The following is a 14,538-nucleotide window of genomic DNA, read 5'->3' as shown; positions in this document are numbered from 1 at the left end:
TTCAACCCCCCTTCGCTGCCCTTGCAGCTTTAGGGGGGTGAATTTGGGGCGGTTCTATTGACGCCAGATATTCTTCTATTAGTCGTTGGTGCTCTGGCCTATCACCACCGTGCAGAATATAGTCCCGAACCAGAACAAGATTCCAAAGGATTTTACGGGAACCAGGGCGGACCCAATACAAAGGACTGGGGAGCTTTTCACGCAGCTCTCGGTCAACATACTTGCCCGTCTCGAAGTGGCGTCTTAAGGTACGAGTCTCGACAAACGGGTAATCTGGACTAATCATATTCGTATCCTTTCTAAATAGTTGCTGCCTCTGTTGGGTAGTTGATTATTTGGTTAGGGGTTAGGGCCGATAGCTGGGACTTTGGCGAGACACGGCTATCGGCTTTTGGCTAGTAAGTTTTTTGGGATACCAGCAGGATAGGGTAGGTCTTAGATTTCGTTACCCCCCGATTTCGGGGCTTAGACTCTGAAACCCTTATTCTCAGGGAGTTATTTAGAATCTTAAGAAAATCCCTTTTTACGGCCTCGGCCCGACTTAAAACCTTGCTGTCCCTGGGATACACGGATTTCTCTGGGTAAATTCTTTTTAGGCTGAGCTGGACGAATATAGAGATTGCCCCCCTTCAAGTAGAGATAAGCTATTCCTGGCTGGGTTATCGCTTCCTTCAAATCCTTGTAACGCTCGATAAACTGCTGCCACTGAAAACGCCTAAAGTCTTTGCGGTCTCTCTTTAATTGATTAGACTCTTGGCGAAACTTCGCCAACGCCATCGCCGTTTCTAGCAGGCAAGTTAGGTGGGGGTAGCGACTGTGATCGGAGTCTGATGTCCTACTTTCGTATTGTTCCAAGGCAGCAATTTCTTGATCGAACTCTTTGCCTAGTGCAGTGGTGCCAACCCACTCAGTGGATTTAAAGTAGTGAAGCAAAAGCTCGACCATACAGAGCTTCCACCAAGACAACCCATCACTATAGGGCGGTATTTCAGTTGACCCAGACTTCTTGCTTTTATGGGCGAGGTCTAGAGTGTGGTGGGCCAAGTCAAACAGCGACAGGGCAAGTTTACCCCGCGCTTCCTCCTTCTTTACGAAGGGAAAGGTTTCCAGAAATTCAGTGCGGTTAATTTGTTTCGAGTGGTGAAAAAGCACCCAGAGTAAAGAGTTTTGAAAACTTCTTACGCAGCTTTTAAAGTAAATCTCCTCTCCTTCGCTCCTGGTAATAGAGGGCTTAAGGCGGATATTGGAGAGAGAAGCGGCTGCTTCTATTAGAGGCCGATCCGCAGTCCCAACAAAATTAATTTCAGCCTGTTCCACTTGCTCGTTGCCCACAATCTTGAAATTCAGACTAAGATGTTCCATGTTTAAAACTCCTGAAATACTGACTGGGACTGAATAACATGGGCATACGTGTCCAACAAAACACGCTTGTCGTGTCCGGTTTGCTCTGCTAAATCGATAGGATTCACCCCAGCCGCTAGCGCATGGCTAATAGCTGAATGTCTCATTGCATAGGGTTTGCGATATTTAACATGGCACTGTTCAAGTATTGTTTTCCAGGCTCGATTCCTGAAATTATGATCATCTATGGTTGACCCTTTCGGACTGGGGAATACCAAGTCTTTTGAGTTAGGCTGCATCTGCTCACGGCATTGGCGTAACATCTCAGATATCGATGGAGAAAGCACTATAGTCCTTGACTTGCCAGTCTTGGTTGATTTTCGATGACCCCGAGAGATAGACTCGCCAATCCAAACGCTCTTAAAGTCATCTGCTACTGAAGACCACCTTAGTCCTGCTGCCTCGCCTATCCGAACCCCAGTGTTAAACAGGAAAATCACAAAATTAGCGTAGTGGCAATAATACTTGTGCTCTATGAAGGCGTTGATAATAGCGGTGATCTCAGCTACCGTGAAAGGCTGAACGTGCTGGGTATCTTGAACTTTGACCTTGCTCAGGCAGTCTCCCCATGAATTGTCACTAACGTAGTACTTACCATTTGCCCAGTCCCAACAGCTTCTAAGTAAGAATAGGTAATGCTTAGCGGTCTGTCCTCCCATTCTCTCCAGTAACCAAGCCGTGAAATCTTGGGCTTTGGCACTGCTCACACTCAATCCACTGGCCACCCCAAAAAAGTAATCGAGGTGTTTTTGCAGTGCACTATACTTCTGCAAAGTATTTGGAGTGAGCGCCTTACCTCGCTTCATTGCACTAGTAAAGCGTTTGAACAGCTCGACCACGCTGATTTCTGTGGCTGTTTTGCCAATAGTTTTGGGTCGATACTTTAAAAGAGTGGTATCGAAATAGCCTGCATGGATGTCTACTTCGATCTGTGCGGTTCTTTGCTTAGCAATGGCTCGACCCGTGGGGGAATCAGGTACACCTACAGCCATGGTGTACCGCTTCCCTTGATAACGCCATCTCAGCCTGAGCCTTCCGTAATGGGATTCAATCGTTACTTTCATAGTCCGGGGTAAATATCGGGGTAAGTTTAAAACCCAAACAACCCTTAACGACCTATATTTGTTGCCTTATTGACATCAAAAAGGACTCTTAGAAGTTGTCTGGAACTCCCAAAAGCCTTACTAGTAAACGATTCCCTAACCAAAGCCCATGACCGGGATTGAACCGGTGACCTCACCCTTACCAAGGGTGTGCTCTACCACTGAGCCACATGGGCAAATTATTGACAATGGGCCGGGCTGGATTTGAACCAGCGTAGGCGTAGCCAGCGGATTTACAGTCCGCCCCCATTAACCACTCGGGCACCGACCCCTACTTTGTCAACAGTTTTGGATTCTAGCACATCTCCATTGCATCCACGCAACCAGTTTTTAAAAATCACCAGTTAATAGAACTCTCCAAATCAGTGGCTCTTACGATATTCGAAAATTGACATTGCCAAAGCACCTCCAAGTTGGGTATGATCAAGTGCTTTCACTGAAATTTATGTATCGACGCACTTAGGGCTATGGGAAAACGCGTTCAGCTCGTATTGAATGAAGATGTCAGAAAACTAGGTTATTCAGGAGACCTAGTAGAAGTTGCGCCTGGATTTGCCCGCAACTATTTAATTCCGAAGGGAATCGCTTATCGAGCCACTCCTGGTGTACTCAAGCAGATTGAGTATCGCAAAGCCGAAGAACTCAAGCGCTTAGAAGGCATTAAGGACGAGGCCGCGAAACAAAAAGTCGCCCTCCAAACCATTGGCACCTTCCGCATTGAGCAAAAAGCAGGCGAAGAAGAGATGCTATTCGGTCGAGTCACCTCTCCTGACGTTGCCGAACTCATCGCTAATGTCAGCGGTTTCGAAATCGATAAGCGGGGCATTGATATCCCCGATATCCGCAAGCTGGGAACTTACTCCGTGGATATTAAACTCCACCCAGAAATAATTGCTACTGTCAAAGTGGAAGTTGTTCCTCTATAAATACTAGGGTGCTGGCACCTCCCAAGTCAGATTATCCTCTAACTAAAGGGATTTACCTGTTGGCATACCTATGGTTTACGAGCTAGATTTTCAGCCTGCTAGCGATCGCTTACCCCCACAGAATGTTGAAGCCGAAGAATCCATTCTGGGGGGTATTCTTCTGGACCCCGAAGCCATTGGCCGAGTTGCAGATTTACTGCGACCCGAGACCTTTTATCTCAGTGCGCATCAAGAAATTTATCGTGCCGCACTGAATCTTCATGGCCAAGGCAGCCCCACTGATTTGATGTGTGTGACCGCTTGGCTGCAAGATCATGATCTCCTCGACAAAGTGGGAGGCCAAGGCAAGCTAGCTCAGTTGGTGGATCGCACGGTCAGCGCCATTAATATTGATCAATATGCGGCCCTGATCAAAGACAAGTTTTTGCGGCGGCAGTTGATCAAGGGAGCGACAGAGGTCATGCAACTGGCCTATGACACCTCCAAAACCTTGGAAACGGTTCTGGACGAAGCTGAACAACAAATTTTTAACGTTACCCAAGATCGGGTTCGGCAAGGATTGGTCGCCACGGAAGATATTTTGGCGAGTACCTTCGCTGATTTAGAACAGCGATCTTTAGGGCAAGTCTTACCAGGATTATCCTGCAACTTCTACGATTTGGATGCCATGACCCAAGGCTTCCAGCGGTCAGATTTGATTATTGTGGCGGGTCGTCCTGCCATGGGTAAGACGGCACTCGCCCTACAAATTGCTCGTCAAATTTGTGAAATCCATAATTTGGGCGTTGCTATCTTTAGTTTGGAGATGTCTAAAGAGCAGTTAGTTCAACGGATGCTGGCTGGAGAGGCCGGTATTGACAGTAACTACCTGCGGGCTGGACGGATTAATCAAACCCAGTGGGAACCCCTGAGTCGAGCCATTGGTAAGCTCTCTCAGCTCTCGATTTATATTGATGATTCGCCTAATCCCTCGATTACGGAACTGCGGTCCAATGCTCGACGCCTACAATCAGAGCATCCCGAAGGCTTGGGAATGATTTTATTAGACTATCTCCAGCTCATGGGCGGGGAGGCTACAGATGGGCGTGTGCAGGAAATTTCTAAAATTACCCGAGCTTTGAAAGGCTTAGCTCGTGAGCTAAATGTCCCGGTTGTGGCCCTATCTCAGCTTAGTCGGGGTGTAGAATCCCGGACCAACAAACGTCCTTTGATGTCTGACTTAAGAGAATCTGGTTCCATTGAGCAGGATGCAGATTTAATTGTTCTTCTGTATCGGGATGATTATTATGATCCTGACAGCGCGGAGAGAGGCATCTGCGAACTCAATATTGCCAAACACCGAAACGGTCCCGTGGGTACGGTAAAACTGCTGTTTGAACCCAAGCTAACCCGCTTTTTTAATTTGGCAAAATCGGAAGGAATGGGTTGATGCCTCAATGAAAAAGCACCCAGCTTAAGGACCGGATGCTTTTCAAATATTGGTAAAGGCTGGGATTAATCGTTAGATCCGTTGAGTTGCTTGCTGATCAGCGCATCGAGAGAATATTGCCCCCCGCCATTGACGAGAAAAAATAGAAACGCACAGGCATAAAGGGTGGCGGTTTCAAAAGACCCAATTTGCAGGCCATCGACTTTGAGGTGGAAGTAAATTGCCATGGCCATGGTGAAGAACAAAGACAAGGCTGCAGGCCGACTCAGCAGACCTAAAATCAGCAGAATGGAGCCGATGATTTCGGCATAGGCAGAGCAATAGGTGAGAAACACGGGAAATGGGAGGCCCATGCCATTAGCAACCACGTTGGTGGCAAACCCGTCCACATCGGCTAGCTTATCCAAGCCATTGTGAATCATGAAAAAGCTCACGACGACTCGCAAGATCGTCAAGGCTACTTGGAACCAAACGGTCGTGTCCGAGGTGGACTGAAATAAAAGTGTGAGCCAACGATTGGAACTTGCTGTAGAGGTCATATCTATTGAGGTTAGGTGAACTTATGTTAACAATATTATGTTGTGGCAAGGGTTTCTAGCCCTGTTCGATAATCCGTTGCACAATTTGCATACCGGTAAGCGCCTCCCAACCGAAGAGGCCTAGAATCAATATACTCAGCCATAAATGGACATTGCGAGCGGTTTGACTCCCCCGCTGCATCAGGGGAGTGAGACTGGCAAGAATTGCTACAAGTCCTGTCATGCCCAACCCTGCTAATAGGTGAGACTCCTACAAATAGCTTGCCGTTGTTGATATAGGTGACTCCCATACCGCCAATTGCCCCAAGGACCATGACTGATAGCAACAATGCCCCAATTTGGTGATGTTTGATATTGAACCGCTGCTTGATCAGGGATTTACGCAGATCTTTATCTGTGGTGGTGCGAGTGGTGCGAATCTTCAGCCCTAAAGTCATTGCATAGATACAGATGCCTAATAATGTCCACATCAGGACTGGATGAATGAAGGTATAGGTCCAGTACAAGAGTTTTGACAAAGTCATAGGGCAAAAGGCAGGCAGGATGCTTAAATAAACTTTATAAAAGTTAGCATGTTTTCTACGGTGTGTTCAGTTTTGGATCCTTTGCCTTATGAATGAACCAGCTTCTATTTCTCCTCAAAGTCAGGCCGTTGCGAATTCTACATTGCCTTTGCAAGCCCTAATTTTCGATATGGATGGGGTTCTTTGCGATACGATGCCCTATCACCTGGATGCTTGGCTGCAATATAGTGCGACGATTCCAGAATTAGCCGTGGCTAGCCGAGACCGTTTAGAGCAAATGGGGGGAAAACGGAATGAAGATCTGTTGCCTGAGTTGTTAGGACATCCTGTTTCTGATGCCGATATTCAGCGCTGGGGGTCTGAGAAGGAAGCCGTTTATCGCTCTTTAATCAAGGATGAGATTCAGTGGATGCCGGGGCTAATTTCATTTTTGCAACAGGCTCAGGCCGCAGGGCTCAAGCTGGGATTAGGAACCTCTGCCTGTCGGGAAAATGTGGACTTATTGATGGAGCAAGATCAACTCGGGGGCTTCTTTGCTGCCCAGGTGATCGAAACAGATGTGGAACGAGGCAAACCTGATCCTCAGTGCTATCTGTTAGTGGCAGAACGGTTGGGGGTTTCACCGGATCAATGTTTGGTATTTGAAGATGCGATCGCAGGTACGCAAGCGGCGCGAAATGCGGGAATGCGATGCTGGGGTGTCCTCACCACTCATTCAGCAGCAGAACTGAAACAGGCGGGAGCTGAGTACTGTATCCAAGACTTTACCGATCCAGCTCTTCTACAACTATTCGGACAATGAGCTTGGAGGGTTGATGAGATTATCAGTAGATGGAGAGAAACATCTGATATCGATTCGTAGCATGGATGTTTAAAAGTTTCGTTTCAGTCGATAACTTTTTGGCTCAGCGTCATAGGGATATGAACGCCCCTTTCTCGACTTGTGACCAATCGCCATCACCCCCCAAAATCAACCCACCTTTGTGCATCCCAAACCATCTAACAACTTCGTATGCAAAGACAATTCCCATATCGGATAATTGGCTTGCACCGAGTTCGATGCCAATCACAGCTTTGGTTTGCTCGATATGCTCTTTGAGATTAGGTTTCGAGTTGCCTAAGGTTGCTGTTGCTTCAGAAATTTCTTCAGACACTCTCTCTGTATTTGTCCAGCAACGCATGGTTAGGGCTCTTCCCAGCTTTTGGTGATGCGATGAAAAATCTGTGAAACCATTGAAGCTAGAGTCTTTGCAATATTCTGGCCATGGAATTACTCCAAGCTTTATTACCTAGCCCCAACGGGCTCCAATTGAACGACTATGAAATGGATGTAGAACACCAGCATTTGGAATTGAGTGTTATGTCCACCCAAACGGTGGCTCCATGCCCCTTGTGCGGTAGCGTGGCTCATCGAGTGCACAGTCGATATCAACGAACCCTTGCCGACTTACCCTGCTTGCACTTCAGCTTAAGCTTGCTCGTGCTAGTCTGCAAATTCTTTTGTCCGAATTCAGAGTGTCGCCGTCGTATTTTTTACCGAACGCATTCCAGAGGTGGCGGCACCTTGGGCCAGGAAAACCGTACGCCAGGTTCAGCATCTCCAGGAGATTGGGTTAGCCTTAGGCGGTGCTGCTGGTTCTCGTCTAGGCAAGTGTCTGGGCTATTTTAGCTGTGGCAGTACACTACTCAACCACTTAGAGCGCCTTCCCCTCCCTGAGTTCGAGGTTCCAAAAGTGTTAGGGGTAGACGACTTTGCGTTCCGAAAAGGCCATAATTACGGCACAATTTTAGTCAACTTAGAGACTCATCAACCTATTGCCCTGCTAGCAGATCGCAAAGCAGACACATTGGTCGATTGGCTACGAGAGCATCCAGGTATAGAAGTATTATCCCGTGACCGTTCCAAGACCTACAAAAGTGCCATGGATAAGGCTGCGCCAGACGCCAGACAAGTTGCAGATCGCTTTCATCTAGTCAAAAATTTGAGTGAAGCGCTTGAGCTTTCATTGGAAAACTACCATGCTGAGCTTAAAGCCGCTTCACGGGAGCAATACCCAGTCACTAGCTCAAATCTAGGGCATACTGCAACGGTTGTTGTAATTCCTCAATCGACTGCCACTGCAACCTTTCAAGAACGGGCACAGGCAAACCATCAAATTCGGGTACAACAGCAGCAAGAAATTAAAGCTCTCCGCGAACAACAATGGTCGACTGCAGCTATTGCAGACAAAGTCGGAGTGAGTGAATGTACTGTTCGCAAATATGGTACCCGACCTGATTTTCCAGAAACTTATAACCGACGTCCGACCTTGGGTAGGAGCCTACTCGACCCCTACAAACAGGAGGTTGTGGCTTGGTGGAATTCTGGAATAACGAACTCCAAAGTCTTGATGGTATTGCTCCGACAGAATGGCTATGAAGGCTCCCAACGCACTCTCCAGCGTTACCTTCGTGGGTTCCGCGAAGCTCAGAGCCTTCCTTCATATCGTGCTCCAGTGACAAAGTCCTTACCCACTGTCATTGATCCTCAAGCTCCTCCTTTTACACCTCGTCAAGCAGCCTATCTAATTGTGCTCAAAGAAGAGAATCGAGAACCCGAAAATAAAGAGTTGTTGGAATACCTGGTCAAACAACACCCGGACTTAGCAACCCTTGTTGATTTAGCTCATACGTTCCTTGAGTTGCTCAGACAACGACAGGCCGATGCTTTTGATTGTTGGTTGATGAAGGCATTGACCTGTCCAATTCAACCGTTGAAAAAAGTTTGCTGCGGGTCTCATGGATGACTATGCTGCAGTCAAAGCCAGCATGATGATGGAGGTCAGTAATGGTCCGGTGGAGGGACTCAACAACAAACTAAAAATGCTTAAGCGTCAGATGTTTGGCAGGGCAGGATTAACACTACTCGCCAAGCGACTAATTATGGCTTCATGAGAAAGAAGCAAATCTCTTTCTGAGTAAGGGTTTAAACCGAATCACCAAAAGCTGGGAAGAACCATGGTTAGTTGGCGTTCGCCTTCTGGACGATACTGTAATGTAAAACCGTCAGATGTTTTCACAATCTTGAATAGAGTTAGAGCAGGTGATACAAGATCATCAGCCACGTCATAATCTTCCGCCAATGACCAGTAATCATTTTGCTTAATCTCCCCTATGGATTCTGGGGTGACATCATCAATATCTTTAGTGCAGTAAATGATTACCCACGATGGCATATGCTTTTCCTACTAGATTTGAAATAAACGATGGGTCTGCTTAAAGTGACTACTAATTTCATCAAAATTGGTAGTCACTTTGCCACTTATTGAAAGCCACTAACATCTCCTGGGCTGCAAGATTAGGTTCAACACAACCGACACCTGTTCCCAGCCCTGGACAAAAGATTTTGCCAATATGTGGGTATTGTGAAGCTAAATTCAAGATGGCAATCATTGCATAAAAACAGTTGTTAGAAGGTATTGCTTCTGGCGTCACCATAGTTGGTGCAGCAATCAAATACGGTATGCGATGGTGATCTGTTTTTATGATTTCAGCACAACCAACGGGTAAATATCCTTCTGATCTTTTCTCGATGACCTTGTGCAGAATTGTCTGTATTTTTAATCCGAAGAACTTGATATATAAATCATCAATTCCTCCATCCATATATCCGTAACTATTGGCCGGGGAATCAATGGCGGGCGCTTTTGAAGGATGTAGGAGGGGTACTCTTCAAGAAAAAGGGACGAGATAATGATCCCGACCCCATTCAAAAAAGCACCATGACTTTACCCCAATTAGAGGCTCTATATCCAGAACATGCAGACTGGTCATCCTACTGCCAGCAATTGCACCAAGCCAGTAATCTGTCTGCGATGGTTCTCATTGCTCTGCAATTAGGACTCCTGTTTGCCCGCCTGACCTTAGAGAAAGCACTCAATACTCGTGCGCAATTTCCCACGATTTGGCCAGATTGTTCAGTCTGTGGACGACATATTCGCTCCAAAGGATTTCGGTCTCGCCAGATGAAGACGCTGGTGGGTCAGATCGCCTGAAAGCGAAGAGTCGGGCGTTGCCCCAATCAAACCTGTAAGGTGAGTCTCAGTGTGCCCTTAGATCAAGCGTTGGGTATTGCTCCTTATCAATCGAGTAGTGAAGAACTGATACGTTTGGGATGCTTGATGAGTATTGTCATGCCCTATGAACTATCGAGTTGGATGCTGCATCAATGTACCGGAATAGCGGTGAGTGCGAGTACCTTGTGGTCTTGGGTTGCGCATTATGGACAACAGTCTCAATCCCGATTAAGGCAACAACTAGAGCAGTTCCTCCGAGGAGTATGTCTGTCACCAGACACCTTGGAGGAGATGACCGCCATGCTCCGTCTTGCTATTGCTGCTGATGGGGTGATGGTGCCTTTTCGACCGAAGCCTAAAACCGCTAAAGGTAAAACTCGATGGCGGGAAGTGAAGGTCGGTCTATTTGCTCGCTTAGGACAGCATCTAACCCGGTCTGGAAAACAAGTGACTCGATTATGTCATCGTCGATTAGTAGCTGTTTTGGGGGGGATATTGATACCTTTATTCCTCTCATGCAGATGGAGGCTCAACGACAATCCATTGACACTGCTCCCCAAGTCATTTGGTTGAGTGATGGCGGACGGGGATTCTGGCGGGTCTACCGTCAGTGCTTTGCCCATTGTGCGATGGGTATTCTCGATTTCTATCATGCCGCTGGACATCTGTGGCGAGCGACTGTAGCCTTATTCGATTGTCGGTCCCCTGAGGCTAAAAATTGGTTCAAGAACTGGCGGTCTCTACTCAGACATGGGCAACATCACGCTGTACTTAAATCCTTGACTGCCCTGGTCACTACAGATATTCCGCAGGGCAAAGATTTAGAGACACTTATCCAGGTGCACACTTATTTCCAAACCCATCATCGACATATCCGCTATCAGGATTTTGAGAAGGACCAATGTCCACTTGGCAGTGGCATGATTGAGAGTGCTTGCAAGTGGCTGATTCAACAGCGCTTTAAGGGAGTGAGGATGCGATGGAGTGAGGATAGATTCAATCATCTCCTTCACCTGAGATTGGATTGGGTGAATCAACGCTTTGATACCTTATTCCCCCATGTCCCAACGAGGTAAATTCAGGTCTCCCACGACTGCCGAAAGCGCCCATCAATGGCCTCTTCAGCGATTAAGAGGATATCTCCGTAGTGAATAAATACCCCCTCAACATTGGCAAAAGAAGTTTGCCAAGCCGTGACTACAGCCGGATTTTGATCAACAAGATGGAGTTCCATAAGACAAGGGGCACAGAAAATTTTTTACCTGAATCAGTACTCTATGTTGTATCAGATGATGTAGGGGGTTAGACCGCCATCACCCTAAGAAGATGATGCTGGCTAGCGACTTAATCCATAAGCCCAATACATAAAATAGGCCGACACCGACAAGAGCAGACTGATAATTCCCCATCTCCACACGGATAGTCTTTTGTATTGACTGATGAGTAAACCACAACTTAAGGGAACCAGAGCGCCCATTTCAATGCCTAAGTTGTAATAAAAATAGTAGTTGGACAGGCTGGGCTTGCCTGCACTGGGAAGGAGACCGAAAGGGAGCTTGAATACATTGCTGGTGATGGGCCACTGTAGGGGCAAAGCAGTGACGCCAACTAAAATAAGCCGATGTGGGACAAACTTGCTAAGGTCAACTGTGCTGTTGCCTTGGAGAGGGATTTGCGATCGCATCCCAATACTCTCAGACAAACAATGGTGAGAGTGGGTAAAAGCAGAGCGCAGCAGAGGGAATGAGTAATGCGCAATCCTGCATTGGCACTGGGATATAAGAAAGGTACAACATAATCGAAGTCAGGTGCGATCGCAACTACAACTAGCCAGAACATCCACAGCAGTCTTGCCCAGACTGTTGCTAGAAAACAGGATTGCTTCTTTGTAATCCCCACCGTTAACCCAGCCAAGCTATGGCCAATTAATGAAGACATTATTTTTCGTCAATATACCGAGGTCTTACGGTGAAGTATGACTGTCGCAGATCTGATTGCCTGACAGAAGTAGGTCAAAGCCTTTATTTACATAGTTTATGAGAAAAGAGTGGAGAGACATGTGAGGCTAGATTTAATCACAAATCAGCGTTATTCAAATGTCAGGCCCCACCCAAATTTATCGTCAACTGTTTTCCTTTTTACGTCAACACAGCCATTATCGAGATTTGCGCCATCTCATTGCTCTGGGCTGGATGGTAAGCGCGTTAATCTGTAGTGAACGCTTAAGCTTATCTGCCTGGGAATCCTATGTTCCCTGCCGAGCCAGAAAAGCCCAAAGTGTCGAGCGTCGGTGGCAACGATTTATAGCCAATCAACGCATTGATATTAACAAGCTATATGTACCTCTAGTCCTGCTAGCACTTAAGAACTGGCACTCTCATCGTCTATACCTGGCAATGGATACAACGGTGTTATGGAATGAATATTGCATGATTCATCTATCCGTCGTCTGCTGTGGCAGAGCAGTACCGTTGTTGTGGAAAGTATTAGAGCACAAGAGTGCAGCTGTCGCTTTTGAGGAATATCAACCGTTATTGCGCCAGGCCCGTTGGTTATTGCGGCAGCATCCAGATGTCATGGTGTTAGCAGATCGTGGGTTTGCGAACCATCAACTGATGAGCTGGTTACAACAGAGCCATTGGCATTACTGTTTGTGATGTCCTTCTCCATGGTCCACGTCAATGTCCAAGAGAAGTCCGACAATTGTGGCCATCCAAAGGAGCAGCCCTCCTCTACCGCAATGTGGGGCTTTGGGAAGACGGCATCTATCGGTGCAATCTGGTGTTGGCTAATATCCGAGGAGTGAAAGAACCATGGGCGGTGATTCATCTGTAATCACCCACGCTACAGACCTTGTGGCAATATGCTTTGAGGTTTCGGGTCGAAGAATTATTTCTCGATAGTAAGTCTGGAGTGTTTGAGCTAGAAGAGTCGAAAATTCGCTGTGCTGATGCATTAGAGAGGCTTTATCTGGTTGCTGCTGTGGCACTGCTATTCAGCACGACTCAAGGAATGGCTGTTCACATTAAAGGGCTGCGCCAACAGGTTGATCCACATTGGCGGCGAGGCATTAGTTATCTCAAAATTGGATTGCGATGGCTCAAGGGGGTAGTCCATAAAGGACGGGAGTTGTTGATGCCAGTCCCCTTGCTCTGCCATGATCCACAACCGTGTTTTGCGTCTAAAAAAGCTCAAAAGAAACACTACAACAAAATCTGGTTCTCTCGCATCCGCTCTTTACAGTGCAAGGCTTTATGAGCAGGGGAAGGCGAAGATCTGTCAGGCAGTCAGGTCGCAGATACCCACCAATGACGAAGTATTTGTCCATCGTCCATATAGGTAGATTTTAGCCCAAGCAAAGAATCTAGAAATTTGGCCGTATTGATCAACTGCTATTTCCAACAACCGGGTTTGAGCATACTCAATCTCTTTTGAGTTGATGATAAACAGTAGAAGACAATTAATGATTTGCCGATAACTACTTTGACAGCAACCAGATACTCATTGCCCAACTCAACAATTTACTGCAGCGTTTTTTTGCATATGTAAGATATCCACCGTAATTAACTTGCCCTGTAACTGCAATGTCTCAAGCAGGATCTGAACAACATTGGATTCACTACTATCCTGCTGGATAAAGGCTTCAAATTTTCAGATGATGCTTGCTTCAATGGCAAAGAGACTGATTAGTCCTACAAATCTTTGCCTGCCCACTTCATCACTCAAACCTTTTCGATTACGCTTGCCATCCATGGCAGCGACATAATTATCAGGAGAGTGAGTTGGTTGCTGTACGAACTTCCAATGTTCCACGGTATGACACAAGAACACAAATTCTAAACCCATCATGACTCGTCGGAAAGTTGAGTGGGAAAAGGTTTTCAATCTTTTTACTCCTAAAACCCCACATAAAATCTGATAATGCTCTTCCAAAAAAGTTTGCAAGGGACGATACTCGATACCCTTGATAGCCTGCTAGAGTCTCTATCACCATGGGAGCATGTCACCTTTACAATCTAGTATTTATACTTATCCCAGAAATCCTTGCTAATCTTGCTTTCAGACATCAAATTTCTGATTACAAATTTTGTGCATCTGCAAAGGTGACATGCTCCCTATCACCATCAATAGCAGCAGCCAATAGCCATGGCGGAAATCAGGTACTTGATTGCAGATACCATTTAGGGTGCTCATCAGTTACACCACTACAAGGTTGAGTCGTCCTAATTTTTTTTTGCAGATAATTTAAAATAGCTCTACACTTACACAACATCATATTCAATTTAGACATCCTAGCTTAGCAGTCAAACCAGTTTTTTTTGAGCAATGCAACTGCCCCTTAGATCAGCAAACTTTATCTATACTGGCAGCTTCAATTCTGTAAAAAAACAACAAAGATATTGATATTTTTGTACTCTACAATACAAACAACAAAGTCATCTGCACTTCAAGAGCATCAATTTTTTTGTGACGAACTAGATTCGTTATTATAGATCAACAGTATCTTAGCTATCGTATGCATAAGCTATAGCTCCCAAAGCACGAAGTCGCCGTCTAGAAT

The 14,538-nt window shown here is 46.3% G+C and carries 20 protein-coding genes, 2 tRNA genes and 2 pseudogenes; 10 read left to right on the top strand and 14 right to left on the bottom strand.

Annotated elements, in window-relative coordinates; translation table 11 throughout:
• Window position 1: 1 nt before the first annotated feature.
• The 5 genes from HRE53_RS23385 to HRE53_RS23365 form a co-directional block, all read right to left on the bottom strand.
• On the bottom strand, window positions 2–286 hold the full coding sequence (locus HRE53_RS23385; protein ID WP_235108147.1) for a hypothetical protein: 285 nt from the start codon (window positions 284–286) through the stop codon (window positions 2–4).
• Window positions 287–507: 221 nt separating this feature from the next.
• A complete protein-coding gene (locus HRE53_RS23380; protein ID WP_235108146.1) occupies window positions 508–1,362 on the bottom strand; it encodes a hypothetical protein in 855 nt (284 codons plus the stop codon).
• A gap of 2 nt (window positions 1,363–1,364) precedes the next feature.
• On the bottom strand, window positions 1,365–2,465 hold the full coding sequence (locus HRE53_RS23375) for a tyrosine-type recombinase/integrase (RefSeq protein WP_235108145.1): 1,101 nt from the start codon (window positions 2,463–2,465) through the stop codon (window positions 1,365–1,367).
• A gap of 143 nt (window positions 2,466–2,608) precedes the next feature.
• Window positions 2,609–2,680, bottom strand: a tRNA-Thr gene (locus tag HRE53_RS23370).
• A 13-nt stretch (window positions 2,681–2,693) separates the two neighbouring features.
• A tRNA-Tyr gene (locus tag HRE53_RS23365) sits at window positions 2,694–2,775 on the bottom strand.
• A gap of 196 nt (window positions 2,776–2,971) precedes the next feature.
• On the opposite strand from HRE53_RS23365, the gene rplI reads away from it, so the two are divergent.
• Window positions 2,972–3,430 carry a 50S ribosomal protein L9 gene (gene rplI, locus HRE53_RS23360; RefSeq protein WP_235108144.1) on the top strand — a complete coding sequence of 153 codons (459 nt, stop codon included), beginning with the start codon at window positions 2,972–2,974 and terminating at the stop codon, window positions 3,428–3,430.
• A gap of 70 nt (window positions 3,431–3,500) precedes the next feature.
• Window positions 3,501–4,859, top strand: a complete 1,359-nt coding sequence (dnaB, locus tag HRE53_RS23355) for a replicative DNA helicase (protein ID WP_212665503.1) — start codon at window positions 3,501–3,503, stop codon at window positions 4,857–4,859.
• Between the two features lie 65 nt (window positions 4,860–4,924).
• Here dnaB and HRE53_RS23350 read toward each other — a convergent pair whose 3' ends face one another.
• Together HRE53_RS23350 and HRE53_RS23345 are read right to left on the bottom strand one after the other, a co-directional pair.
• The gene (locus HRE53_RS23350; RefSeq protein WP_212665502.1) at window positions 4,925–5,398 is read right to left on the bottom strand and encodes a DoxX family protein; all 474 of its coding nucleotides are present in this window, start codon (window positions 5,396–5,398) and stop codon (window positions 4,925–4,927) included.
• A gap of 55 nt (window positions 5,399–5,453) precedes the next feature.
• Window positions 5,454–5,922: pseudogene (locus HRE53_RS23345) on the bottom strand (DUF4079 domain-containing protein).
• 88 nt (window positions 5,923–6,010) lie between these two features.
• Here HRE53_RS23345 and HRE53_RS23340 point away from each other — a divergent pair.
• Entirely contained in the window at window positions 6,011–6,724 is a 714-nt protein-coding gene (locus HRE53_RS23340) for an HAD family phosphatase (RefSeq protein WP_235108143.1), read from the top strand.
• A gap of 109 nt (window positions 6,725–6,833) precedes the next feature.
• Here the strand turns inward: HRE53_RS23340 and HRE53_RS23335 are convergent, their stop codons facing one another.
• Window positions 6,834–7,103 (bottom strand): hypothetical protein, encoded by a 270-nt coding sequence (locus tag HRE53_RS23335; protein WP_235108142.1) that lies wholly within the window; start codon window positions 7,101–7,103, stop codon window positions 6,834–6,836.
• An 83-nt stretch (window positions 7,104–7,186) separates the two neighbouring features.
• On the opposite strand from HRE53_RS23335, the gene HRE53_RS23330 reads away from it, so the two are divergent.
• From HRE53_RS23330 to HRE53_RS23320, 3 genes are read left to right on the top strand one after another with little or no spacing between them, the layout of a single operon-like run.
• Window positions 7,187–7,591 (top strand): transposase family protein, encoded by a 405-nt coding sequence (locus HRE53_RS23330; RefSeq protein WP_235107816.1) that lies wholly within the window; start codon window positions 7,187–7,189, stop codon window positions 7,589–7,591.
• Window positions 7,476–8,708, top strand: coding sequence for an ISL3 family transposase (locus HRE53_RS23325; RefSeq protein WP_235108141.1), 1,233 nt, complete (start codon window positions 7,476–7,478; stop codon window positions 8,706–8,708). Before HRE53_RS23330 ends, HRE53_RS23325 begins: the two co-directional genes overlap by 116 nt.
• On the top strand, window positions 8,701–8,856 hold the full coding sequence (locus HRE53_RS23320; protein WP_235108140.1) for a transposase: 156 nt from the start codon (window positions 8,701–8,703) through the stop codon (window positions 8,854–8,856). The genes HRE53_RS23325 and HRE53_RS23320 overlap by 8 nt, the downstream gene beginning before the upstream one ends.
• 41 nt (window positions 8,857–8,897) lie before the next feature.
• Here the strand turns inward: HRE53_RS23320 and HRE53_RS23315 are convergent, their stop codons facing one another.
• On the bottom strand, window positions 8,898–9,137 hold the full coding sequence (locus HRE53_RS23315; RefSeq protein WP_235108139.1) for a hypothetical protein: 240 nt from the start codon (window positions 9,135–9,137) through the stop codon (window positions 8,898–8,900).
• A gap of 61 nt (window positions 9,138–9,198) precedes the next feature.
• Window positions 9,199–9,597 carry a macro domain-containing protein gene (locus HRE53_RS23310; protein ID WP_396133469.1) on the bottom strand — a complete coding sequence of 133 codons (399 nt, stop codon included), beginning with the start codon at window positions 9,595–9,597 and terminating at the stop codon, window positions 9,199–9,201.
• An 86-nt stretch (window positions 9,598–9,683) separates the two neighbouring features.
• Here HRE53_RS23310 and HRE53_RS23305 point away from each other — a divergent pair.
• Window positions 9,684–11,053 (top strand): annotated as a pseudogene (locus HRE53_RS23305) (ISKra4 family transposase).
• A 2-nt stretch (window positions 11,054–11,055) separates the two neighbouring features.
• Here HRE53_RS23305 and HRE53_RS23300 read toward each other — a convergent pair.
• The 3 genes from HRE53_RS23300 to HRE53_RS23290 form a co-directional block, all read right to left on the bottom strand.
• Window positions 11,056–11,211: a hypothetical protein gene (locus HRE53_RS23300; RefSeq protein WP_235108137.1), complete on the bottom strand. Its 156-nt coding sequence runs from the start codon at window positions 11,209–11,211 to the stop codon at window positions 11,056–11,058.
• A gap of 102 nt (window positions 11,212–11,313) precedes the next feature.
• Window positions 11,314–11,661, bottom strand: a complete 348-nt coding sequence (locus HRE53_RS23295) for a hypothetical protein (protein WP_235108136.1) — start codon at window positions 11,659–11,661, stop codon at window positions 11,314–11,316.
• Window positions 11,586–11,915 carry a hypothetical protein gene (locus HRE53_RS23290; RefSeq protein WP_235108135.1) on the bottom strand — a complete coding sequence of 110 codons (330 nt, stop codon included), beginning with the start codon at window positions 11,913–11,915 and terminating at the stop codon, window positions 11,586–11,588. Before HRE53_RS23290 ends, HRE53_RS23295 begins: the two co-directional genes overlap by 76 nt.
• A 158-nt stretch (window positions 11,916–12,073) precedes the next feature.
• On the opposite strand from HRE53_RS23290, the gene HRE53_RS23285 reads away from it, so the two are divergent.
• Genes HRE53_RS23285 through HRE53_RS23280 form a run of 3 tightly spaced genes read left to right on the top strand, consistent with a single transcriptional unit; the run spans window position 12,074 to window position 13,235 of the window.
• Window positions 12,074–12,634, top strand: coding sequence for a hypothetical protein (locus HRE53_RS23285; RefSeq protein ID WP_235107969.1), 561 nt, complete (start codon window positions 12,074–12,076; stop codon window positions 12,632–12,634).
• Between the two features lie 46 nt (window positions 12,635–12,680).
• Window positions 12,681–12,812 (top strand): hypothetical protein, encoded by a 132-nt coding sequence (locus HRE53_RS34575; protein WP_255800879.1) that lies wholly within the window; start codon window positions 12,681–12,683, stop codon window positions 12,810–12,812.
• Window positions 12,813–12,830: 18 nt separating this feature from the next.
• Window positions 12,831–13,235, top strand: coding sequence for a hypothetical protein (locus HRE53_RS23280; RefSeq protein WP_235108134.1), 405 nt, complete (start codon window positions 12,831–12,833; stop codon window positions 13,233–13,235).
• Window positions 13,236–13,628: 393 nt separating this feature from the next.
• Here HRE53_RS23280 and HRE53_RS23275 read toward each other — a convergent pair whose 3' ends face one another.
• Window positions 13,629–13,910: a hypothetical protein gene (locus tag HRE53_RS23275; RefSeq protein ID WP_235108133.1), complete on the bottom strand. Its 282-nt coding sequence runs from the start codon at window positions 13,908–13,910 to the stop codon at window positions 13,629–13,631.
• Window positions 13,911–14,538: the final 628 nt, after the last annotated feature.

The sequence above is a fragment of the Acaryochloris sp. 'Moss Beach' genome (assembly GCF_021497025.1).
GTDB lineage: Bacteria > Cyanobacteriota > Cyanobacteriia > Thermosynechococcales > Thermosynechococcaceae > Acaryochloris > Acaryochloris marina_A.
The sequence above is the reverse complement of the archived record's forward strand: the minus strand, read 5'-3'. Positions and strand labels throughout refer to the sequence as shown.

What these genes read in the sequence shown, in the direction of transcription:
- HRE53_RS23285 (WP_235107969.1), top strand. Translation starts at nt 12,074, where the DNA reads ATGTCAGGCCCCACCCAAATTTATCGTCAACTGTTTTCCTTTTTACGT.
- HRE53_RS23330 (WP_235107816.1), top strand. Translation starts at nt 7,187, where the DNA reads ATGGAATTACTCCAAGCTTTATTACCTAGCCCCAACGGGCTCCAATTG.
- HRE53_RS23350 (WP_212665502.1), bottom strand. Translation starts at nt 5,398, where the DNA reads ATGACCTCTACAGCAAGTTCCAATCGTTGGCTCACACTTTTATTTCAG.
- HRE53_RS23295 (WP_235108136.1), bottom strand. Translation starts at nt 11,661, where the DNA reads ATGCGATCGCAAATCCCTCTCCAAGGCAACAGCACAGTTGACCTTAGC.
- HRE53_RS23340 (WP_235108143.1), top strand. Translation starts at nt 6,011, where the DNA reads ATGAATGAACCAGCTTCTATTTCTCCTCAAAGTCAGGCCGTTGCGAAT.
- HRE53_RS23300 (WP_235108137.1), bottom strand. Translation starts at nt 11,211, where the DNA reads ATGGAACTCCATCTTGTTGATCAAAATCCGGCTGTAGTCACGGCTTGG.
- HRE53_RS23385 (WP_235108147.1), bottom strand. Translation starts at nt 286, where the DNA reads ATGATTAGTCCAGATTACCCGTTTGTCGAGACTCGTACCTTAAGACGC.
- HRE53_RS23320 (WP_235108140.1), top strand. Translation starts at nt 8,701, where the DNA reads ATGGATGACTATGCTGCAGTCAAAGCCAGCATGATGATGGAGGTCAGT.
- HRE53_RS23375 (WP_235108145.1), bottom strand. Translation starts at nt 2,465, where the DNA reads ATGAAAGTAACGATTGAATCCCATTACGGAAGGCTCAGGCTGAGATGG.
- HRE53_RS23380 (WP_235108146.1), bottom strand. Translation starts at nt 1,362, where the DNA reads ATGGAACATCTTAGTCTGAATTTCAAGATTGTGGGCAACGAGCAAGTG.
- HRE53_RS23335 (WP_235108142.1), bottom strand. Translation starts at nt 7,103, where the DNA reads ATGCGTTGCTGGACAAATACAGAGAGAGTGTCTGAAGAAATTTCTGAA.
- dnaB (WP_212665503.1), top strand. Translation starts at nt 3,501, where the DNA reads ATGGTTTACGAGCTAGATTTTCAGCCTGCTAGCGATCGCTTACCCCCA.
- HRE53_RS23290 (WP_235108135.1), bottom strand. Translation starts at nt 11,915, where the DNA reads ATGTCTTCATTAATTGGCCATAGCTTGGCTGGGTTAACGGTGGGGATT.
- rplI (WP_235108144.1), top strand. Translation starts at nt 2,972, where the DNA reads ATGGGAAAACGCGTTCAGCTCGTATTGAATGAAGATGTCAGAAAACTA.
- HRE53_RS23315 (WP_235108139.1), bottom strand. Translation starts at nt 9,137, where the DNA reads ATGCCATCGTGGGTAATCATTTACTGCACTAAAGATATTGATGATGTC.